The sequence below is a fragment of the Clostridioides sp. ZZV14-6153 genome, assembly GCF_020657855.1.
GTDB lineage: Bacteria > Bacillota > Clostridia > Peptostreptococcales > Peptostreptococcaceae > Clostridioides.
The window spans coordinates 505641-527823 of the sequence record NZ_JAGWCZ010000001.1; the positions used below are offsets into that span (position 1 = coordinate 505641).

The 22183-nt window shown below is 26.3% G+C and carries 19 protein-coding genes; 14 read left to right on the forward strand and 5 right to left on the reverse strand.

Going from position 1 to position 22183, the window contains the following annotated elements; genetic code table 11:
* Positions 1–59: 59 nt before the first annotated feature.
* Positions 60–1064: a HAMP domain-containing histidine kinase gene (locus tag KGF46_RS02360; protein ID WP_227850657.1), complete on the reverse strand. Its 1005-nt coding sequence runs from the start codon at positions 1062–1064 to the stop codon at positions 60–62.
* A 23-nt stretch (positions 1065–1087) separates the two neighbouring features.
* Positions 1088–1762, reverse strand: a complete 675-nt coding sequence (locus KGF46_RS02365; RefSeq protein ID WP_227827387.1) for a response regulator transcription factor — start codon at positions 1760–1762, stop codon at positions 1088–1090.
* A gap of 287 nt (positions 1763–2049) precedes the next feature.
* Between KGF46_RS02365 and KGF46_RS02370 the strand changes: the two genes are divergently transcribed.
* The 3 genes from KGF46_RS02370 to ggt all read left to right on the forward strand — a co-directional run bounded on the left by KGF46_RS02370 (position 2050) and on the right by ggt (position 6547).
* Positions 2050–2817: an ABC transporter ATP-binding protein gene (locus KGF46_RS02370; protein WP_227841041.1), complete on the forward strand. Its 768-nt coding sequence runs from the start codon at positions 2050–2052 to the stop codon at positions 2815–2817.
* A complete protein-coding gene (locus tag KGF46_RS02375; RefSeq protein ID WP_227861778.1) occupies positions 2804–4735 on the forward strand; it encodes an ABC transporter permease in 1932 nt (643 codons plus the stop codon). The genes KGF46_RS02370 and KGF46_RS02375 overlap by 14 nt, the downstream gene beginning before the upstream one ends.
* Before the next feature lie 198 nt (positions 4736–4933).
* Positions 4934–6547 carry a gamma-glutamyltransferase gene (ggt, locus tag KGF46_RS02380; protein WP_227861779.1) on the forward strand — a complete coding sequence of 538 codons (1614 nt, stop codon included), beginning with the start codon at positions 4934–4936 and terminating at the stop codon, positions 6545–6547.
* Between the two features lie 155 nt (positions 6548–6702).
* Here the strand turns inward: ggt and KGF46_RS02385 are convergent, their stop codons facing one another.
* On the reverse strand, positions 6703–7554 hold the full coding sequence (locus tag KGF46_RS02385) for a sulfurtransferase (RefSeq protein ID WP_227841038.1): 852 nt from the start codon (positions 7552–7554) through the stop codon (positions 6703–6705).
* A 628-nt stretch (positions 7555–8182) separates the two neighbouring features.
* Between KGF46_RS02385 and KGF46_RS02390 the strand changes: the two genes are divergently transcribed.
* The 10 genes from KGF46_RS02390 to KGF46_RS02435 all read left to right on the forward strand — a co-directional run bounded on the left by KGF46_RS02390 (position 8183) and on the right by KGF46_RS02435 (position 19893).
* Positions 8183–9076: a sulfide/dihydroorotate dehydrogenase-like FAD/NAD-binding protein gene (locus tag KGF46_RS02390; protein WP_227432921.1), complete on the forward strand. Its 894-nt coding sequence runs from the start codon at positions 8183–8185 to the stop codon at positions 9074–9076.
* On the forward strand, positions 9076–10470 hold the full coding sequence (gene gltA, locus KGF46_RS02395; protein WP_227861780.1) for an NADPH-dependent glutamate synthase: 1395 nt from the start codon (positions 9076–9078) through the stop codon (positions 10468–10470). Before KGF46_RS02390 ends, gltA begins: the two co-directional genes overlap by 1 nt.
* A gap of 169 nt (positions 10471–10639) precedes the next feature.
* Positions 10640–10972: a hypothetical protein gene (locus KGF46_RS02400; protein ID WP_227827393.1), complete on the forward strand. Its 333-nt coding sequence runs from the start codon at positions 10640–10642 to the stop codon at positions 10970–10972.
* 21 nt (positions 10973–10993) lie between these two features.
* Positions 10994–13204 (forward strand): EAL domain-containing protein, encoded by a 2211-nt coding sequence (locus KGF46_RS02405; protein ID WP_227841896.1) that lies wholly within the window; start codon positions 10994–10996, stop codon positions 13202–13204.
* Between the two features lie 155 nt (positions 13205–13359).
* On the forward strand, positions 13360–14106 hold the full coding sequence (locus KGF46_RS02410) for an ABC transporter ATP-binding protein (protein WP_227827395.1): 747 nt from the start codon (positions 13360–13362) through the stop codon (positions 14104–14106).
* Positions 14106–15986 (forward strand): FtsX-like permease family protein, encoded by a 1881-nt coding sequence (locus KGF46_RS02415; RefSeq protein WP_227827396.1) that lies wholly within the window; start codon positions 14106–14108, stop codon positions 15984–15986. Before KGF46_RS02410 ends, KGF46_RS02415 begins: the two co-directional genes overlap by 1 nt.
* 122 nt (positions 15987–16108) lie before the next feature.
* Positions 16109–17482, forward strand: a complete 1374-nt coding sequence (locus KGF46_RS02420) for an MATE family efflux transporter (RefSeq protein ID WP_227827397.1) — start codon at positions 16109–16111, stop codon at positions 17480–17482.
* Positions 17483–17589: 107 nt separating this feature from the next.
* On the forward strand, positions 17590–18630 hold the full coding sequence (locus KGF46_RS02425) for a Fic family protein (RefSeq protein ID WP_227827398.1): 1041 nt from the start codon (positions 17590–17592) through the stop codon (positions 18628–18630).
* 319 nt (positions 18631–18949) lie between these two features.
* A complete protein-coding gene (locus KGF46_RS02430; RefSeq protein WP_227827399.1) occupies positions 18950–19603 on the forward strand; it encodes an FMN-dependent NADH-azoreductase in 654 nt (217 codons plus the stop codon).
* Positions 19604–19683: 80 nt separating this feature from the next.
* Complete coding sequence (locus KGF46_RS02435; protein WP_227432931.1) at positions 19684–19893, forward strand: hypothetical protein; 210 nt, start codon at positions 19684–19686, stop codon at positions 19891–19893.
* A gap of 139 nt (positions 19894–20032) precedes the next feature.
* Here the strand turns inward: KGF46_RS02435 and KGF46_RS02440 are convergent, their stop codons facing one another.
* Entirely contained in the window at positions 20033–20599 is a 567-nt protein-coding gene (locus tag KGF46_RS02440; protein WP_227856580.1) for a DUF1836 domain-containing protein, read from the reverse strand.
* A gap of 159 nt (positions 20600–20758) precedes the next feature.
* On the opposite strand from KGF46_RS02440, the gene trhA reads away from it, so the two are divergent.
* Positions 20759–21412, forward strand: a complete 654-nt coding sequence (trhA, locus tag KGF46_RS02445) for a PAQR family membrane homeostasis protein TrhA (RefSeq protein WP_227432934.1) — start codon at positions 20759–20761, stop codon at positions 21410–21412.
* Between the two features lie 160 nt (positions 21413–21572).
* Here trhA and KGF46_RS02450 read toward each other — a convergent pair whose 3' ends face one another.
* The gene (locus tag KGF46_RS02450; protein WP_003420092.1) at positions 21573–21749 is read right to left on the reverse strand and encodes a hypothetical protein; all 177 of its coding nucleotides are present in this window, start codon (positions 21747–21749) and stop codon (positions 21573–21575) included.
* Positions 21750–22183 lie beyond the last annotated feature (434 nt).

Sequence of the window (22183 nt, forward strand, 5' to 3'; positions counted from 1 at the left end):
ATTATAAGAAGCATGTTGAATATAAGTCAAATGGAAATAAACTGTCAATATATAAGATACTATAGATAATCTTTGAATGTAATAGTAATTTTTGTATATTGATTGTACTCTGAATCTACATCAATTTTATGGCCAAGTTTGTCACAAAGTTCTTTTACTAAATAAAGACCAAGCCCTGTAGATTTAGCGTTATTTCTTCCATTATTACCTGTAAATCCCTTATTGAATATTCTATTTAAATCTTCCTTTTTTATACCACAGCCAGTATCTTCCACCCTTAATTGTAAATAATTTTTGTGGGTTTTGCAATAGATAGATATATTATCTTCTATTGAGGCATATTTTAGGGAATTATTTAATAATTGCTCGAATATGAAGTAAAGCCATTTTTCGTCTGATAAAACTGTATAATTCAAATTATTTAAGTTTAAAATTATTTTTTTTGAGATAAAATATTTCGAATATTTTCTAATAATATTTCTAATAATTTTTTCAATATTTACTTCTTGAATCAAAAAATCTTTATGAAAATCTTCAAGTCTAGATAAATATAAAATCCTTTCAACAGAATTTTCAATTCTAAACATCTCTTTATCGATATCATCTGAAATTTTTTCTTCAATTAAATTTTCGTTTTGCTCAAGGATTAGTTTGATTATTGCTATAGGCATTTTTATATCATGTACCCACATACTCATAGTTTCTTTATTTTCTTCAAATTTCTTAGTATTGATATCTATTATATCATCACATTGGCTTTGATAATCTTTAATTATATCCAAATATATTTTTTCTTCATTTGTACATTTAATTAATTCTATATCATTAGTACTAACTTTGAATGTATTATTTTTAATTTTCTCTAAAAATCTATTTTTCTTAATGTAGCCAGTAAGTATATATATGAATGAAAATACTATATTTACAATTAATATGTATACAATAGTGTCTACTAAGAGAGTATCGATAGGAGAAAATATAATAACTGCTATCGTAAAAAGTAAGAAAGCAAAGTTGTATACTAAAAATTCGAGTTTATCTTTGAGAAAATCTTTAAAACTCATAAATTCACCTACTTAAAGCTATTTTAACTGATTATATAACCTAGTCCTCTTTTAGTTTCTATAAAGTCTTCCAATCCAATTTCACTTAGTTTTGAACGTATTCTGTTTACATTAACAGTGAGAGTATTATCATCTACAAACCAATCATTATCCCATAATTTTTTCATAAGTTTATTTCTACTAACTATTTTACTTTTATTCCTCATAAGTTCATGAAGAATTTTAATTTCATTTTTTGTTAGCTCAATAGTATTATCTTTATAACATATAGTTGCAGTTGATAAATCTAAAGTAACTTCATTATGGACAATTTTATTTGAATTATTATCAGCAAAATTATAAGTTCTTCTTAAAAGAGCATTTACCTTAGCTATTAAAACATCTATAGAAAATGGTTTTTGTATATAATCATCTGCACCTAGATTTACACCCATTATTACATCCATATTAGAGTTTCTTGAAGAAATAAAGATTATTGGAACTTTGGAAATTTTTCTTATCTCATTACACCAATGAAATCCATCATAAAATGGAAGATTTATATCTAATAAAACCAATTGTGGTTTATAATGCTTAAATTCTTCTATTATGTTTTCAAGATTTTCTATTTGATAGACAATATGTCCCCATTTAGAAAGACAGTCTGCTATTTGATGCTTTAATGAAACATCATCTTCAATTACCATTATTTTGAACATTTTTACCTCCTAATCCAGAATAGTTATATTAACATAACTATATTTTACTTGATAAGTTCAAACATTTCTACCTTATAATTTAAAATAATTATATTAATATAACTATATTTTGCTTGACAAATTATATTTTAAACATAATTTCATTAAAAATGAAGAAATATAGTTAATACTTACAGAAATGTAACATTATATTAATGTAATTAAATGGTTAAAAACTACCTTAATATATATAATATATTTATAAGAATTGGAAAATGAGCAATTATGTTGAGGAGTGGTAAGTAATTATGGAAGAAATATTAATTGTTGAAAATATAAAAAAAGAGTATGGTAGAAAAGGCTCAAAATATGAAGCTTTAAGGGGAATAAGTTTTAAAGTTTCTAAAGGTGAATTTGTAGGTATTATGGGCTCATCTGGAGCTGGAAAATCAACTCTTTTAAACATTATTTCTACAATAGATTTGCCTTCATCAGGAAATGTTTATATAGAGGATAAGAATATTATTAAAATGAAACAAAATAAATTAGCTGACTTTAGACGTGATAATCTTGGATTTGTATTTCAAGATTCTAACCTTTTAGATACATTAACTATAAAAGAAAATATAATGCTACCTCTTTCTTTAAAAAATGAAAAAGTATCAGTAATAGAAAGTAGAATAAAAGAAGTTTCAAAATCACTAAATATAGAATCAATATTAGATAAATATCCTAATGAAGTCTCAGGTGGTCAAAAACAAAGAGGAGCTGTTTGTAGAGCAATAGTAACAAAACCATCATTAATACTTGCAGACGAGCCTACAGGAGCATTAGATTCTAAATCTGCAAGGGATTTATTAAATTCTCTACTAAAATTAAATAGAGATAATGATTCAACAATATTAATGGTAACGCATGATGCTATAAGTGCAAGTTTTTGTAGTAGAATACTCTTTATAAAGGATGGAATAATTTTTACAGAACTTATAAAAGGAGAAAGCACAAAAGAATTTTATAATAAAATACTAAATACAGTTTCCTTAATTGGAGGAGTTAATAAAAATGAGTTTATTTAAAATTGCTATAAAAAATGTAAAAAAGAACTTTTTAAGCTATTTTATGTACTTTGTTTCAATTGTATTTAGTGTATTTATATTCTTTAGTTTCAAATCAATAGAGTACAATGAAGCTTTAAGTTTACTTGGTAGAAGGGCTAAAATAGGCATTAATACAAGTTCAATTGTAATAGTGGTATTTGTTTTTTTATTTATATATTATTCAAATTCATTTTTTTTTAATAGACGTAGGCAAGAGATAGGTACTTATAGCTTGATTGGAATGAGAAAAAATCAGATAGGAAGAATATTTTTATATGAAACTTTTTTGATGGGAATATTTGCAATATTAATAGGGATATCTTTAGGTTTTTTATTTTCAAAGCTTATGACAATGATTCTTGTAAAATTAATGAAAGAAATTATAGGAGTAAAGATGACTTTAAGTATAAAGGCTTTAATTCAAACATTAGTAATATTTGTAGTAATATTTGTAGTAATTGGAATAAGAAATATTATAGTCATTAGCAATAAAAAAATTGTAGAGTTATTTAAGAAGTCACCAGAAAAATATACAAATAAAAGATTTATAAAGCTAAAGGGAATACTTGGAATTTTACTAATAGTATTTTCTTATTTAATGTCCAGCAGTTATTTCATTATTGAAAACATTATGTTTTCAGTTTTTATATTAATTACAATAATACCAGGTACTTTTTTATTTTTTTCATCAATAATGTCGATAATTATAGATGTTGCTAAGAAGAAAAAAAGTTTTTATTACAAGGGAAGAAATTTAATTGCATTTTCGGAACTTGGATTCAAATTGAAGAATAATAGCAGAGTATTGGCAATAATAGCGATACTAATAGCTACAAGTGTAACTATGTTAGGATTTACAATATCCCTTTATTACGATATAGATAGAAATATAAATGAAAACTACAAGTATAGTTATACTATAAATGCAGAAAATTATCTTGTAAATAAGGAAATTGACAAGTTGTTATATAAATATAAAGAAGATGATAAGATATTTTTTGATAAGACAATAGAGCTTATAAACAGAGATGTAAATTTTAAATTGTATTATAAAAAAGGAGGAGTTTATAGAGAAAACACAGTGCTTGTAGATTTTATTAAAGAAAGTGATTTTAAGAAATTAAGACAATATCAAAACAGTAATTATGAAGAATTAACTTCAGAAGAGCATGTATATTATGTTTCAGATTCATATAAGAAAATGTTTCTTAAAAATACTGGTACTCAAAAAATAGATATATATCTTAAAGAAAAAGAGAATATGAGTTTATTTACAGTTCAAAAAAATATCTTAGAACCAGAAATAAATTCACAATCAACATTTGATTTAATTGTGGTAGAAGATAATGTATTTAATAGATTAAAATTAGATGGAAAATCAAGATTATTAAGATTAATTGATATAAAAAATGAAAAAAAAGAGTTTGACATGTCTTTAAGATTAAAAAATATTGTTGATAAAAATATGAAATCAACTTATCCCTTTAATTTTACATCAAGTATCGAAAACTATAATAATTTAATTAGACTAAGTGGTCTTATGTTATTTATAGGTATATTTCTATCTGTAGTATTTCTTTTGTGTACAGGAAGTATAATTTTATTTAAACAACTATCAAATATATATGATGATAAAGAACGATATATTATGCTAAAAAAACTTGGGGCAAACAATCAAGATATTGAGAAAATAATATCAAAACAATTAAAAGTTGTATTTTTATTGCCATTAATTATAGGTACAATTCATAATTTATTTGCTATGTCAATTGCTCAAAAATTTATAACTAGGTCTTTGTTTATACCAATTATTATAACACTAGCCATTTATTATATAGGTTACTTTATATATTATTTTATAACATTAAAATACGCTCAAAATATGATAATAGATTAAGCTGTAGAGTATTTTTTACTTAATAAGAATTAAATAGATACTAAAAGTAAGATAGTTTATCTAATCAAAACAAAAAAATATTATAATAATGTAATTAAGTTTTGGAAAAAGTTTGTATTTTGTATCAGTTGTATTACTTAATGTTATATAATAAATTTAAGGAAAATATAAAATAAAAATGACAAGGAGTTGAAAATTATGAGGTTTGATGCTCATCAACATAAATATCCATCAATAAGAAATGTTATATATGCTAAAAATGGAGCAGTTGCAACTTCAACACCATTAGCTTCTCAAGCTGGGCTTGAAATACTAAAAAAAGGTGGGAATGCTGTGGATGCAGCAGTTGCAACTGCTGCTACATTATCGGTAGTTGAACCTACAAGTAATGGAATTGGAGGAGACGCATATGCTCTTGTTTGGATAGAAGAAGAAAAACGATTGTACGGACTAAATTCTAGTGGTTTTGCTCCAGAAAGAATGGAATTAAAAAATTACAAGAACATGGAAGAGATGCCAAAGTATGGATTTGGAGCAGTAACTGTACCTGGGATACCTGCAGCTTGGGCAGAATTAAATAAAAAGTATGGAAAACTTAGTCTACTAGAATGTTTATCTCCAGCAATTGAATATGCAAGAGAAGGATATGTTGTTTCTCCTAATGTATCAAAAGTATGGAAAAAGTCCTATGAACTATATGAAAAAGAATTTGTTGGAGAAGAATTTAAGTCATGGTTTGAGACATTTTCTAAAGATGGTAAAGCTCCAGAAGCTGGTGACATATTTGTATGTGAAGAGCATGCTAATACATTAGAAGAGATAGCAAATACACAAGCTGAAAGTTTTTATAGAGGTAGACTAGCAGATAAAATAGATGAGTATTCTAGAAAGTTTGATGGAGCTATAAGAAAAAGTGATTTAGCGAGTTTTTATCCAACTTGGGTAGAACCTATAAGCACAGAATATAAAGGATATAAAATATTTGAAATTCCACCAAATGGACATGGGATAACAGTCTTAATGGCATTAAATATATTAAAAGAATTGGACATAAAAGGAGATATAGAAAATGTAGATGATATACATAAGATTATAGAAAGCTTAAAACTGGCTTTTGCAGATTCTAAAACTTATGTAACTGATATAGAACATATGAAAGTAAAGGTTCAAGAACTATTAAGTCAAGATTATGCAAAAAAGAGAAGTTTATTGATTGATAATAAAAAAGCTTTATATCCAAAAGAAGGAGAGCCATATTGTGGTGGAACTGTATATCTTTGTACCGCTGATAAAGATGGTAATATGGTTTCATATATACAGAGTAATTATATAAATTTTGGCTCTGGGATAGTAATACCAAACACTGGCATTGCGTTACATAGTAGAGGTAATAATTTTAACTTAGACCCTAAACACCATAATGTAGTAAAACCATTTAAAAAACCTTATCATACAATAATACCTGGTTTTTTAGGTAAAGATGATAAAGCAATAGGTCCATTTGGTGTAATGGGTGCTTTTATGCAACCACAGGGACATCTTCAAGTATTAACGAGTATTATAGACTTTGGTTTAAACCCTCAAGAGGCATTAGATGCTCCAAGATGGCAGTGGATAAAAGGTAAAGAGATAGAAGTTGAATCAGAGATGTCAAGACATGTGGTAGATGCCCTTATTGAAAAAGGGCATGAGATAAAAGTAATTCATGATAATGTCGATATGGGTAGGGGACAAATAATCTTCAAAACAGAGCAAGAAAGTTATGTTTGTGCAACAGAATCAAGATGTGATGGTCATGTTGCAGTTTACTAATCATGTTGCAGTTCCTTAATATTGCAAACTAAAGATATATTTAATGAATAAAGGAATCTATATGAAATGACGATAATAAAAGGCGAAAGTCTACAATGACTAACGCCTTTATAAAAAACTAAGATATCATATTCTAGTTTTACTTATTATTGACTTTATTCTTGTCCAGTTTTAACTTCATTGTCACCATAGCTAATCCAATCACTAAAGCTACCAACATAAATCTTATGAGGTATGTCAAGTTCTCTAAGTGCAAGACTGTTAACACAAGCAGATATTCCTGAACCACAAGATAAAATTATTTCATCATAATTATTTAAATCCTTAAAGAAGTCTTTTAAAAATTCCATATCTTTAAGTGAGCCATTTTCAAAATCACCTTTTATTAAATCCTTGCAAAAGTAATTTTTTGCACTAGGTATATGGCCAGCTTTTGAATATGCAGGTTCAACTAAACCTTGGTATCTTTCATTAGCACGACAATCTATAATCACAGTATCTTTGTCATATAATTTAGATTTAACGTATTCCATTGGAACAACTAAATTGTCATTTACATTAGGCTTAATTTTTTTGTCTATACAGTTTGGAATATTTATTTTTTCTTCTAATTCTCCGCCTTCTTTTACAAAAGCTGTTATTCCACCATCTAATACATAGACATTTTCAAGACCTAAGTGTTTTAATTGGAAGAATAGTCTACAAGCACCATTTAAATCTCCATCATCATAAGTTACGATTGTAGTGTCATTATCAACACCCATTTTTTCTAACTTTTCTTTTAATATAAAAGGGTCTTGTAAAGGATTTTTACCACCATGTTCTTCTGTAGGAGATGATAAATCCTTGTCTATATCCAGGATAAAGCTACCTTTTATATGTCCTTTTTTATAAGAATCAATACCATAGGTTCTATTGATAAGGTCAAATCTACAATCTATAACAACTAGATTATCATTATGTTCTAATTTAGATATAAGTTCTTTTGCAGAAATAATATTTTTCAAAAAACAAACCTCCTATTTTTAATTATTTTTATGTGTATTCATAATAATTATTAACTTTATAAATTAATATTATTATAAATTATTACATAAGTAAATAAATCTTTAGAAAATATAAAAATTTTATATAAAAATTCAAATAATTAATGAATATTAAAAATTTTAGATATATAATAAAATAAGAGTATATTTTAGTTTATATAAAAGCTGGTATTGCAATAGATTAAAGCCTTATACACGTTTAGTTTTTAAAGAAATCTGAGTTATTATGAAAACCTAGGTTAATTTATTAAACAAATAATTGAATAAAAAAAATTTATTATGTATTTATAAAATTTTTGTTACAAATTTAGCATAATATAGTATACTTTAAGTGTGTATTAGGTTAAATCTATAACAAATTATACGTATAATATAGGTTTTAATATTTGTTGGAATTTAAAAGTAATTTGTTAATATCAACTATTTGTAATTTGGGCAGTTATAATTATTTTACAGGGGGGATGTCCAATACAAAACATTTAATCGAGAACTAATATTGTATTATAATTAGAGTTATAGTGTTGTGTGTTTATGTTTTAATTAAATTTAAAGTGGGAAAAATATATTTGTTAGAATGGAGAATAGCGAGATGAGTAATAAAATAGTTAGTAAGAGACAATTAACAGATAGTATTTATTTGATGGAAATAGAGGCTCCTAGAGTTGCAAAATCTTCTCAGCCTGGTCAATTTATAATAATTAAAAATGACGAAAAGGGAGAAAGAATTCCTCTTACAATAGCTGATTATGATAGAGAAAAAGGAACAGTGACTATCGTATTCCAAACAGTTGGTGCTTCAACTAAGAAATTAGCAATGTTTGAAGAAAACGATTTTGTAATGGATTTTGTAGGGCCACTAGGACAAGCAAGTGAATTCATACATGAAGATATAGAAGAATTAAAAAATAAAAAAATCCTATTTGTAGCTGGTGGAGTAGGTTCTGCTCCAGTGTATCCACAAGTTAAATGGTTTAAAGATAATGGATTAGATGTAGATGTAATAATTGGTGCAAGAACTAAAGAATTAATCATATTAGAAGATGATATGAGAAAAGTAGCTAAAAATGTATACATATCAACAGATGATGGGACATATGGATTTGATGGAAGAGTTACAGATTTATTAAAAGATTTAGTTGATAATCAAGGTAAAAAATATGACCAAGCAATAGTAATTGGACCAATGATAATGATGAAATTTATGTGTCAATTGACTAAAGAATTAAACATACCTACTATAGTAAGTTTAAATACAATAATGATTGATGGAACAGGTATGTGTGGCGGTTGTAGAGTTAGTGTTGGAAATGAGACTAAGTTTGCATGTGTAGATGGACCTGAATTTGATGGACATTTAGTTGACTTTGACCAAGCGATGAGAAGACAATCTATGTATAAAACTCAAGAAGGAAGAGCTATGCTAAAACTTGAAGAAGGCGACAGTCATCATCATAGTAATTGTGGATGTGGAGGTAACAAATAATGGATGCTAAAAAAGTAAAAGTACCAGTTAGAGAACAAGAACCTGCTGTAAGAGCAACAAATTTTGATGAAGTATGTTTAGGATACAATAAAGAAGAAGCTATGGCAGAAGCTAATAGATGTCTAGGATGTAAAAAACCAAAATGTGTAGGTGGATGTCCAGTAGGAATTGATATCCCAGGATTTATAACAAAAATTAAAGAAGATGATATAGAAGGTGCTGCTAAAGTAATGGCTAAGAGTAGTTCACTACCTGCTGTTTGTGGTAGAGTATGCCCACAAGAAAGTCAATGTGAAGGTGTATGTATACTTGGAATAAAATCAGATGCAGTATCAATAGGGAAATTAGAAAGATTTGTAGCAGATTGGTCAAAAGAAAATGATATAAACTTATCTGATACAGAACCTAAGAAAAATCAAAAAGTAGCTGTAATAGGAAGTGGTCCAGCAGGTCTTGCTTGTGCTGGTGATTTAGCTAAAAAAGGATATGATGTAACAATATTTGAAGCAATGCATGAACCAGGTGGAGTTTTAACTTATGGAATACCTGAATTTAGACTTCCAAAACAAGCTGTTGTTCAACCTGAAATAGATAATATAAGAAAATTAGGTGTGAAAATAGAAACTAATGTAATTGTTGGTAAAACAATTACAGTAGATGAACTTATAGAAGATGAAGGATTTGAAGCTATATTCATAGGCTCAGGAGCTGGTCTTCCTATGTTTATGAATATACCAGGAGAAAATGCAAATGGAGTATTTTCTGCAAATGAGTTTTTAACTAGAGTAAACTTAATGAAAGCTTATAGAGATGATTATGATACACCTATTAGTTCTGGTAAAAAAGTTGCTGTAGTTGGTGGTGGAAATGTTGCTATGGATGCTGCTAGAACTGCATTAAGATTAGGTTCAGAATCATATATAGTTTATAGAAGAAGTGAAAAAGAGCTTCCAGCAAGAGCTGAAGAAGTACATCATGCAAAAGAAGAAGGAATTATATTTAATACATTGACAAATCCTAAAGAAATTTTAGTAGATGAAAATGGATATGTTAAAGGTATGGTTTGTATAAGAATGGAATTAGGAGAACCAGATGATTCTGGAAGAAGAAGACCTATAGAAATAGAAGGTTCTGAATTTGTACTTGATGTAGATACAGTTATAATGTCACTTGGAACAAGTCCAAATCCATTAATATCTTCTACCACAAAGAGTCTTGATATAAATAAGAGAAGATGCTTAATAACAGATGAAAGTGGTCAAACTTCTAAAGAAGGTGTGTTTGCAGGTGGAGACGCTGTTACTGGAGCAGCAACAGTAATATCTGCAATGGGTGCTGGTAAAACTGCGGCAGCTTCAATAGACGAATATTTAAAAGCAAAAGTTAATGCTTAATTTGTAAATTAAATATACCAAGTTAGAATAATTTCTAGCTTGGTATATTTTTTTGAAAATTATATAATAAAGTCACAGTTATTGTTGTAATATTTACCACTAAGCAACATAATTTTGTTTAATTATGGTAAAATAATATCGAATAAAGATTTTATAAGGGGGGAATAATGTGTGGTTGGCAGAATCAGAGTTATCAAACTTGACATTAGAACTTATATCTAAAAAGAATATTTTGGGTATAACTGTTGCATATATTGGTACAACAGACATTGAAAATGTAAGCATTTTAGATGAAGCAAGTATAAATTACTTAAAAAATAATATCCCATCATTAGAATATAGGCCATTCCTATATAAAATTGAAAAATCAAATGTGCCAGTTTTAAATTATGAATCTTGTATAAGGGATTCATATAAATTTAAAGAAAGAATACTTTTGGATTATTCACATAGAGTAATGTCACAAGTTATTAAAGAGCCGATTGAGTATGTATTACAATAGTATAATTAATGGTGTTTAAATATGAGAAAAAGAGAAAAAATATTTGATGGATTAGTTTTTAGGTATATATTAATTTTATTGATGTTATTAATTTTAATTGATTTTACAAGTACAATTATATATGCAAGTAATTCTATGGAGGTTACTTCTAAAAATATGATTGAAGCCTCAAAAAGAGAATTAGAAAATTATTTAAGCGTCAATGCATCCTTATTAAAGGCTCTTAGTCAAGACGATAGATTTTCTGATGACAGAATCTCTCTAATTGAAAAAGGTAAGTTATTAAGACCTTATCAAAAACAATATAATCTTTTTATGCTTGGAATAACTGATGCACAAGGAAATACTTCAAGTACATATAGAGAAAGGGTTGGGACAATAAAAGACCGAACGCATTTTCAGAAGGTACTAGAAACAAAAAAAATGGTGATTTCCGATATTACAGTTAGTAAGGTTACAGGGGATAAAGTATTTATTATATGTGTACCTATTATAAAAAATAATGAAGTAAGTGGAACTATTTTTGCTTCCTTTTATTTTCAAGATGTAAATAAGATAGTAAGTAGAACTAATTCTGATGATTCTATTAAATTTTTAATGGTAGATAAAAACTATGCCATTATTTCTCATCAAAATAAAGACTATGTCTATAATAAGACAAATATGTTTAGTGTAGAAGGAAATATTATAGGGAGCAGTAAAAATGAAATTTTAAAAAATATAGATGAGAAACGTCAAGGTGGTTTTTTATCATGGGATAATTGGAAGTTATATAGTGCAAGATATACGAGTATCAAAGGAACTGATTGGACATTAATCTCAAGTTGTGATGTTTTTAAGAACTTTAAAAGCTTGATAATTGATTTTATAATCAAGTTATTTTTCTATATATTAATATTTTTGATATTGTGGAAATTAAGTAATGTTACACTAATAGAACAACTTAAAAAATTAGCTTACTATGATTCCTTAAGTGGAATAAAAAACAAAGAAAAATTTAAAAAAGATTCTATATATATTTTACATAATTACTATAAGGATGATTTTTACTTAGTTCAATTAGATGTTAATAAATTTAAATACATAAATGAGATGTTTGGTTATGCTGAAGGAAATAAGATATTAGTACATATTGCAAATGTGTTAAGACACAATACAAACAAATATGAACTTTGTGCTAGAATGGATAATGACCACTTTATATTATTAATTTCCTGCAATACTGATGTTGACCTTTTAAATAGACTATCTAAAATAAATAATGAAATATGCAGTTTAAGTACTAGTAATTCCTCAAAATATAAAATTGTTATGTCAAGTGGTATATATAAGATAAATAAAAGTGATGATATACAAAAAATTGACTTGTTAATTGATAGAGCGAATATTGCTGCAAAAACAAAAAAAGATAAGTATGAGCATTCATATTCATTTTTTAATGAAGATACAAGAAATCGATTATATAGAGAAAAGAAATTGGAAGATAATATGAATAAAGCTTTGGAAAAAGGAGAGTTTGTAGTATATTATCAACCAAAATATAGTTTAAATGATGGAAATGAAATTGAAGGAGCAGAAGCTCTAATAAGATGGAATAATCCAGATATGGGATTTATTTCACCTGTAGATTTTGTACCTTTATTTGAAAGAAATGGTTTCATTGTAAATGTTGATATGTTTGTATTTGAAGAAGTATGTAAGACCTTGAGAAAGTGGCTAAACAAAGGTTATAACCCTGTGCCAATCTCTGTGAATATATCTAGAGTTCATTTACACAGAGATAATTTTATAGAAAATATTACTGAATTGATAAATAAGTATAATATATCACCTAAGTTTATAGAACTTGAATTAACAGAAAGTGTTGTATTTGATAATTTAAATATATTGATTGATATAATTAAGAGGCTTAAAAAGATAGGATTTCTTATATCAATGGATGATTTTGGCTCAGGATATTCATCCTTGAATCTATTAAAGGACCTTCCTTTTGATATTTTAAAATTAGATAGAGTTTTTCTAATTGAGACAACAGATACAAAACGTGGAAAAATTATTATCTCTAAGATAGTAGAAATGTCAAAAGCGATTAATATTAAAGTTATATGTGAAGGTGTAGAAACCAATGAGCAAGTAGAGTTTTTAAAAGAAATAGGATGCGATAAGGTTCAAGGTTATTTATTTGCTAAACCAATGGTACTTAGTGAATTTGAAAAGCTTTTAAAATTTTAGTTGAATTAATTATTAATACTAATTAGTTTGTTGGTACTCTAACAATTAACTTACAAATATGTAAGTTAATTGTTAGAGTATTTTTATGGTTAAAATGATATATTCACGATAGTATATTAATATAGTAAAAATAAAAAAGTAATGGAGAATATAAAATGAACATATTAAGTATTAAAAATATATCAAAAACATATTATGGAAAAGTTCCATATAAAGCATTAGATAGTATTAATTTAAGTATAGAAAAAGGTGAATTTGTAGCTGTTATGGGTCTATCTGGAAGTGGGAAATCTACTCTTTTAAATATAATATCTACAATTGATAAGCAGAGTGAAGGTCAAGTTATATTAAATGGACAGGATACAAGTAGATTAGAAGGAGAAAAATTAGCTGAATTTAGAAGAAAACAACTTGGTTTTGTATTTCAGAATTTTAATTTGATTGACACTTTGACAGTTGGTGAAAATATAATGTTGCCACTTACACTAGATGGTAGAAATGTAAAAAAAATGAACAGGGAAACTAAAAATATATCTGAATTTTTAGGTATTGATAAAATTTTAGATAGAAGAACTTATGAGATTTCAGGAGGACAAGCTCAAAGATGTGCAATTGCTAGAGCAATTATAAATAAGCCATCATTACTTCTTGCAGATGAACCAACAGGGAATCTTGATTCGAAATCCACTGATGATGTTTTAGAGTTATTTACTAAGATAAACAAAGAACAAAATGTAACTACACTTATGGTAACTCATGAAGCATATAGTGCAAGCCATTCAGATAGAGTCGTTTTTATAAAGGACGGATGCATATATACAGAGATAAAGAAATCAGGCACAAATAGTTCTTTTTACAATAAAATACTATCTGTATTGTCTCAAATAGGAGGTGTAAGGTAGTGAATTTTGGAAGATTTGCTTATAATAATATAATTAGAAACTTTAGAGCATATTTAGCGTATTTTTTAAGTTCAATTTTTTCTATAATGATATTCTTTGTATTTGCAGTATCTATGTTTCATCCAATTATAACTGATTCTGGAATCCAAAGTGGCTCTACTGCATTTATGGCTCTTATGACTTCAGAATTAATAATATTAGGATTTAGTCTACTTTTTATATTGTATTCTTTAGGAAATTTCTTAAAATCTAGATTAAGGGATTTTGGAGTTATGATGATAGTTGGAATGAGTAATAAACAACTGAAAAGATTGATATTGATTGAAAATTTAATAATAGGATTATTAGCAATAATATTAGGAATACTTTTAGGGCTATCTATTTCTAATCTATTTTTATTGTATTTAGGTAAAATATTTTATATGAACTTGACAGAAAGTTACTTTCCAATAAAAGCGATACTAATGACAATTATATCTTTTATGTTGTTGTTTTTGATAACAGGACCACTTAGCTTAAAATTGTTAAACAAAAACAATATTTTTGAACTTTTAGTAGGTACAAAAAAACCTAAAAAAGATATAAAATCTTCAAGATTATTTGGGATACTTGGCATAGTATGTCTTATGATAGGATATGCTATGATACTATTTGGTAATAAGTTAAATATAAATGAAGGTATGTACACGATAGCACTGTTGATTACGCTAGGAACGTTTTTATTTTTTTCTCAGTTTAGCATTTTAATATTAAAGCATATGAAAAATAAAGAGAAGTTTTATAAAAATAAAACAAATATGTTGCTTATAAGTAATTTAGTATATAAGATGAAAGATAATTCTCTATTGTTGTTTTTAATGACAATACTTTTATCTGGAACCTTAGTAGCATTTACAACAACTTCAACGCTTGTAACTTCACAAGGTAAATCCTCTAAAGAGAATTTTCCAATGGTTTACTCATATTTTTCAGAAGATAATAATAACAAAGAATATGAAGAATTAAAAGAAATTAGAAATACAATAAAAGAATATGATTATAAGGAATTAAGTTTTCCTATGCTTGAATATAATAATGAAGTATTATTAAGTATAAGTAACTATAATAAATTATCAAAACAATTGGGATTAGATAAAATTAATCTAAAGAAAAATGAGGGAATTATAGTCCCTAGATATAATTCAAAAGAGCACATAAATTCTTTAAAAGATATTAAATCTTATAAAATAAGAAATGTAAACATAAACATAAAGATAAAAGAATCAACAGATAGGATAATTTTTCCTACAGGTATGTTTAGTAAAATTATAGTTATACATGATAATTTATATAATAATATACAAAGTAAGTTTTCAAAAATAAATTTTTATGGATTTGATTATGAAAACTGGCAAAATAGTGCTGATATAACTGAAGCGTTAAAAGAAAAACATTTTAACCTAGATAGAAATGATATAAAGTCATATTTTTTAACTTTACCAGATATGTATTTAGTTGAGTTACAGCAAAGTAAAATTCTTCATTTTATGGGTATTTTCATAGGTGTTATTCTGTTTATGGCAGTTCTTAGTTTTTTGTATTTTAGACTATATACAGATGAACCTTTTGATAAGGTTAAATACCACAATCTATCAAAAATAGGTCTATCTTTTAAAAATATGAATAAGATTGTTAGTATAGAGATAGGCATACTATTTTTTGTACCTTTTATTATAGCTATTGCAAATAACATATTTTCTTTACTCTTTTTAAATAGTGTACTAAATAATAGTTTTAACTTAAAAAATGTGGGTATATTATTAGTGCTCTCAGGTATATATTCACTTTATTTTCATTTGCTAAAGAAATTTTATATTAGAAAAGTTTGGTTTTTTGATTAAAGTGGTATATAATATATATTATAGAAAATTAATATTTAAAAAGTAGTTAATATTAAGGGAGGGCATATGCACCTCCCTTGTAATATGTGGAAAATTAAATATTAGAAGAAGGAGGAGACTTGATGGATAATCAACAATTATTAGGAACAGAACGAATCAGTAAATTACTACTGAAATACTCTATACCAGCAATAATAGGTATGCTGGTAAATAGTCTATATAATGTGGTAGACAGAATTTTTATTGGGAACATACCAGGGGTTGGACCACTTGCAATAACAGGTCTTGGTGTTACGATGCCAATAATGACAATAATACTTGCATTTGGTATGTTGATAGGAATAGGAACAACAACGACTATATCAATAAAACTTGGGCAAGGTAAAGTAGAAGATGCAAGAAGACTTATAGGAAATGCAATGACATTAGCTGTAGTTACAGGAATTATAATAATGGTACTTGGGATATTATTTGCAAATAAAATACTTACGTTATTTGGAGCAAGTGAAAATACACTAATATATGCAAAGACATATATAAATATCATCTTATTAGGAACAGTAGTAAATCTTCTATCCTTTTCTTTAAATCACTCAATAAGAGCTGACGGTAGCCCTAAGATTTCAGCAGGAATAATGATAATAGGATGCCTAACTAATATAGTTTTAGATTGGATGTTAATATTTGGATTCAATATGGGAATACAAGGAGCTGCAATTGCTACAGTAACTTCTCAAGCTCTTACAGCTATTTTAACTATAGGCTACTATATAAGTGGAAAATCAAATTTAAAATTCAGTAAATCTCATTTAAAATTAGATAAAAGATTAGTAAGAGCAGTCTTTGCGATAGGTATGTCACCATTTGCTATGCAACTTGCAGCAAGCTTAGTTCAAGTAATATCAAATATTGCTCTTAAAACTCATGGTGGAGATTTAGCTATAGGAGCTATGGCTACAATTTCTTCTATAGCAATGGTATTTTTAATGCCTATCTTTGGAATAAATCAGGGAGCGCAACCCATTATAGGTTTTAACTATGGGGCTGAAAAATACGATAGAGTTAAAAAAGCATACTTAGGTTCATTGGTAGTAGCTACTATAATTTTATGTATGGGTATGGTAGTAATTATGCTTTTCCCAGAGGCAATTATAGGAATATTTAATAAAGACGCTGAACTTATGAGTATATCTGTAGATGGTTTAAAAATATATCTACTTATGTTACCAATAGTAGGTTTATCAATTACAGGAACAAACTTTATACAATCTATAGGTAAAGCAAAAATGGCAATGTTATTAAGTCTTCTAAGACAGGTAATTTTATTGATACCAGCAGTAATAATTCTTCCTACATTCTTAGGTTTAAAGGGTGTATGGACAGCTCAACCAGTATCTGACTTTATAGCCACAGTAATTACAGGTGTAGTAGTATTTAGAGAATTGAAAAGATATACACCTAAAAGTGAACGATTAAGCGAAATAACGACCGAATAAAAAGTATAATTTCAGATAAATAAGTAAAAAATTGTAAAAAATACAATTATATGATAAAATAAAACCGCTGTCAAAAAGAAGAGAAATTCTAATTATGGAGTGATTTTATGGAATTTACAAAAAAAAGCAAATTAAAAAATATGTATGTAAACATGAATGTAGCTAGAATGTTGTCTAAGATAAATGAGTATAAGGGTAGACAACTGCTTTACAAAAAACAACCGAAAGAAATTTTAGAAAGTCTAGAAAAAAAATCTTTAGTAGATTGTTCAGAATCTACATATATTGGAAATCAAAAAGAAAGTAATACTTTTAATTTAGAAAAATTAATAAGTAATGAAGTCACACCTAAAAGTAGAGAAGAGTTAAGTATTGTTGAATACAGAGATGTAGTAAAAACTATTAATAGTGCTTATGAGAGTATCCCAATAAGCTCACAAACAATTCTTGAACTTCATGGATACTTATATAAATTTTCATCTACTAGAGGGGGAAGCTATAAATCAGAGAGTGGATTTTTTGAATACAATTTAAAAAATAGTGACTTCATGAATGGTGACGCAAGTGTTAATAAGGTTGAAAAAGCCGTAGAAGAAATATGTGAAGCTTATAATACATTGATAGATGAGGATGAAATTGATATATTAATATTAATTTCTGCATTTGTGTTAGATTTCATATTGATACATCCATTTAAAGAAGGTAATATAAAAATGGCAAGAGTACTTATATTATTGCTGTTAAATAAAAGTGGATATGAAGTTGGAAGATATATAAGTTTAGGAAAAATATTTGATGACAGTTCATATGAGTACTATAGTAACTTAAACTATTTGAAGTCCTCTATAGGGAATGAAAAATCAGATATGAATGCTTGGATTGAATATTTTTTAGAAACTATATTGACTGCATATAAGAAGTTAGATGACAGTTTAAATGTATCTGATAAGAAAAGACAGACAAAAACTAGCAGAATAGAAAAAATAATAAATTCTACTCTTGGATATTTTACAAAAGAAGATATAAAGGACCTATGTCCTGATATTCCAGAACCTACTATAAATAGAGTTTTTAATAATCTAAGAAAACAAGATAAGATAGAGGTTGTTGCAAGGGGAAGAAGCGCAAAATGGAAGAAGAAGTATTAAAAAATACTTTAATAATTTTAATGGTATAGTGTCAAAGCACTATACCATTTTTTATTGAAGTTAGAAATTCTAAGAGGAATTTACATAACTTCATAGAATACTTATTTTATCTAAAATATTATAAGTAATTGCTTGATTAGAATTTTAATATATTTAAAATTATATTGTATAATTAATTATATTTTATTCTTGTATTCTATAAATTTACTTTTTAAGATTATTTAAGAAATATATTTCTATTAACTTTATAATTTAACTACAGAATAGAATGGTTATTTTTGTGAAATAATAATATAAAAATAATCTTAGGAGTGAGCTTATGAAAAAAAAATTATTATATATAAATGTGAATTCAAAACCAGAAGATTTATCTTCAAGTAAAACTGTAGCAAGAAAGTTTATCAATAAATTTATGGAAAAAAATAAGGATTTTGAAGTTGAAGAAGTAGACCTTTATAAAGAACATATACCAAGATTGGAATATCAATACTTTGAAAAAAGAAATAGTATAGTTAGTGAAGAAGCTGCTAAGCAATTAGATGATAAGGATAGAAAAGAACTTGCAAAAATTAGAAGTCTTTGTGACCAATTTGTGAGTGCAAGTGTATATGTAATAGCAGCTCCTATGTGGAGTTTATCTTTTCCAGCCCCACTTAAAGAATATATAGATTGTATAATTCAAGATGGAAAAACTATATCTTTTGAAGGTGATGATAAACCACAAGGAATACTAAATGATATTGATAGAAGTATGGTATATATACAATCTTCAGGTGGACATATACCATGGGTACTAAAGCCAGTTATGAATAAAGGATTAAATTATGTGGAAAGTATCATGAAATTTATAGGAATCAAAAAATTTGATGAATTATTAGTAGATGGAACTGGAACTAGTGAAGAAGAAAGACAAAGTGCAATAGAAAAAGCATCTGAAAAAATAGAAGGTATAATTGATTCTTTGAAGTTTTAGTTATAATATTTTATTTTATTGAAAATATAAAGGAAAAACCTCTCTTAATGTAGAAACTTATATTGAAGGAGGCGAAAATCATGCGAGAAGAAAAAAGTAATGAGAAGTATGATTGTTATTGGTGTAATCAAGAGAATAATTTCCATGTAGAGATAAAAGACAATGTAGTGATGATAGATGATGGCACTGGTATACTTAAACAAGCCGTTTTCATAGGGTATAAACAAATTCAAGTTAATTTGAATTGTTCACATTGTCAAAACTTAAACAGAATAAAATTAAATTTGTAAACTTTAGATATGGAGATTCTTGAAGGAGTTAAAAATAGAAAGTATTAATATTTAGACTGAAAATTATATTGTATACAATAATGATTAATTTAAGTTACATTGTATTTTAATATTTATTTTCAGTCTTACTTTATTAAAATTATTTTTTGGGAGTATCTTTGAAAAAAGTATCTACTATTTTTTCCGAAATACTTTTTAATTGGTCAGCCATTGAAGTTAAGCTTAGTAAGGCTATCAATAAATCATCTTTATTTTCTGGATTAATAGTGATATTTTCAAAATTAGACTCTATAAAGTTTGGCATATTATTTCTTTGCCTTTCTTTTATTGATATAAACTTTTCATAACATGCCACTAAGTCTTCTCCACTGAAATCCTCTTTTTCGTATACACCATTTAAGATTCTTTTAATCTCTTGTATTGTAAGTGTATTTTTCATAGAATAAATGATTATCATTTGTAAGATTTGTTCTTTGGTATATTTTTTTCCCTTAATAGGTTTGATTAATCCTTCTTTACTATAATTATTTATCATTGTTTTAGTGAGAATTTTTTCATCGTCAAATCTTTTATTGGCAGAAAGTTTATTGTCAATTAGAGAAATAATTTGATCCATATATAGGTCAATAGATGGAATATCATTTGAAGTTATATCTGTATTATTTAGCATTTCTAGTATTATGGTATTTAATTCATTGTTCATCATATGTTACCTCCATAATATCTATAATACACTAATTTAGAAAATAAAACAATATTAATGGTTGCAAAAGATATATAAAGTGGTATAATTAAATGTATAATATAGTATTAAAAACTATATATAAAATATAATTTTTAAAATACATAATTGTAGGAGGACGAAATGTATCAATTTTTTTTAAAGGGTAGAGACCCAATAAGTAGTTTAACTCATTTTATAGGGGCTTGTTTATCTCTTATAGCTACTATAATTTTAATTTTTCAATCTATATCTTTACAACAAACTTCTTTTTTGATGATAGTGTCTGTGTCTGTCTTTGGATTATCTTTAATTGCTCTTTATAGTGCAAGCTCATATTATCATTTTTTAAAAGGTACACCAGAACAAGAATTATTTTTCAGAAAAGTAGACCATGCGATGATTTATGTATTGATTGCTGGTTCATATACACCAATATGCTTGTATTTTATGCAAAAAGAAGAGGGAATAATATTTACTACAGCAATATGGATAGTTGCATTTATTGGTATAGTAATAAAAATATTTTGGATGGATGCACCTAGATGGTTGTCTACAAGTCTATATTTACTTATGGGGTGGGCAATTGTCTTTGATATAAATGCATTTAATTCAATTCCTAAGGATTGTCTTAACTTATTAATAATAGAAGGTGTATCTTACTCTATAGGTGCAGTTATTTACATTATTAAGAAGCCAAATATAAGTCCTGAATTTGGATTTCATGAGATATTTCATATTTTTATTATGTTAGGTTCTTTATTCCACTTTTTGGCTGTTTTATTGTATGTTTTATAGTTTAAAAATCCAGTTAATTGATACTAAAAATTCTACAATGAAGAAAATAAAAAGAACTGTCTTATATAGAATGTATCTTCTATTATAAGACAGCTCCTTATTATAAATATCAAATTATATTTATAATAACTTGTTTATAAAAATAGCATATTCAAAATGTCTATTCCATAATTCCTTTAATGTACTTCTCATTTACGACATATAGTTTGAATTTATGTACTATAATTATATCCTCTAAATTCTCTGACACACTAACAATTCTAACACATTTATTTCTAATTTCCACAGGCAAATCTAAATCATTTGTTAAATTTACATAGTCATCATATTTATACATAAAATCATCCCTTTACATTAAGATATACTTATTATACTATATTTTAATAAGTTTTTTTAAATTATTACAATTTTTCCCGAAATTTCATTTTTTATACACAAAATTTCCAAATTAAGTAAAGATTAAATATCTAACTGTACAAATAAAAAATCATATAAAATATTTTATTTAAATTTCTAAATAACTATTGCCAATTTTTGAAAAGTATATTATCATTAATAGTAATAAAAAAACTGTAAATTTAGAATATTAATAAAAAATATTTGGGAGGAAATTATCATGGTGAGATTAAATGTAGAAAAATTAAATATAAAATTAAATCATCACCATCATCATAGACTAAAGGGATTGTAATATGAAATTGATTCATAGACACAAGCCCTGTTTTTAGTGTAATTGGTCTTGTATCTATGATGGGAAGTAATTTTAAAAGA

What these genes read in the sequence shown, in the direction of transcription:
- KGF46_RS02450 (WP_003420092.1), bottom strand. Translation starts at nt 21,749, where the DNA reads ATGTATAAATATGATGACTATGTAAATTTAACAAATGATTTAGATTTG.
- ggt (WP_227861779.1), top strand. Translation starts at nt 4,934, where the DNA reads ATGAGGTTTGATGCTCATCAACATAAATATCCATCAATAAGAAATGTT.
- KGF46_RS02425 (WP_227827398.1), top strand. Translation starts at nt 17,590, where the DNA reads ATGGAATTTACAAAAAAAAGCAAATTAAAAAATATGTATGTAAACATG.
- KGF46_RS02390 (WP_227432921.1), top strand. Translation starts at nt 8,183, where the DNA reads ATGAGTAATAAAATAGTTAGTAAGAGACAATTAACAGATAGTATTTAT.
- KGF46_RS02405 (WP_227841896.1), top strand. Translation starts at nt 10,994, where the DNA reads ATGAGAAAAAGAGAAAAAATATTTGATGGATTAGTTTTTAGGTATATA.
- trhA (WP_227432934.1), top strand. Translation starts at nt 20,759, where the DNA reads ATGTATCAATTTTTTTTAAAGGGTAGAGACCCAATAAGTAGTTTAACT.
- KGF46_RS02370 (WP_227841041.1), top strand. Translation starts at nt 2,050, where the DNA reads ATGGAAGAAATATTAATTGTTGAAAATATAAAAAAAGAGTATGGTAGA.
- KGF46_RS02375 (WP_227861778.1), top strand. Translation starts at nt 2,804, where the DNA reads ATGAGTTTATTTAAAATTGCTATAAAAAATGTAAAAAAGAACTTTTTA.
- KGF46_RS02360 (WP_227850657.1), bottom strand. Translation starts at nt 1,064, where the DNA reads ATGAGTTTTAAAGATTTTCTCAAAGATAAACTCGAATTTTTAGTATAC.
- gltA (WP_227861780.1), top strand. Translation starts at nt 9,076, where the DNA reads ATGGATGCTAAAAAAGTAAAAGTACCAGTTAGAGAACAAGAACCTGCT.
- KGF46_RS02430 (WP_227827399.1), top strand. Translation starts at nt 18,950, where the DNA reads ATGAAAAAAAAATTATTATATATAAATGTGAATTCAAAACCAGAAGAT.
- KGF46_RS02410 (WP_227827395.1), top strand. Translation starts at nt 13,360, where the DNA reads ATGAACATATTAAGTATTAAAAATATATCAAAAACATATTATGGAAAA.
- KGF46_RS02365 (WP_227827387.1), bottom strand. Translation starts at nt 1,762, where the DNA reads ATGTTCAAAATAATGGTAATTGAAGATGATGTTTCATTAAAGCATCAA.
- KGF46_RS02420 (WP_227827397.1), top strand. Translation starts at nt 16,109, where the DNA reads ATGGATAATCAACAATTATTAGGAACAGAACGAATCAGTAAATTACTA.
- KGF46_RS02440 (WP_227856580.1), bottom strand. Translation starts at nt 20,599, where the DNA reads ATGATGAACAATGAATTAAATACCATAATACTAGAAATGCTAAATAAT.
- KGF46_RS02435 (WP_227432931.1), top strand. Translation starts at nt 19,684, where the DNA reads ATGCGAGAAGAAAAAAGTAATGAGAAGTATGATTGTTATTGGTGTAAT.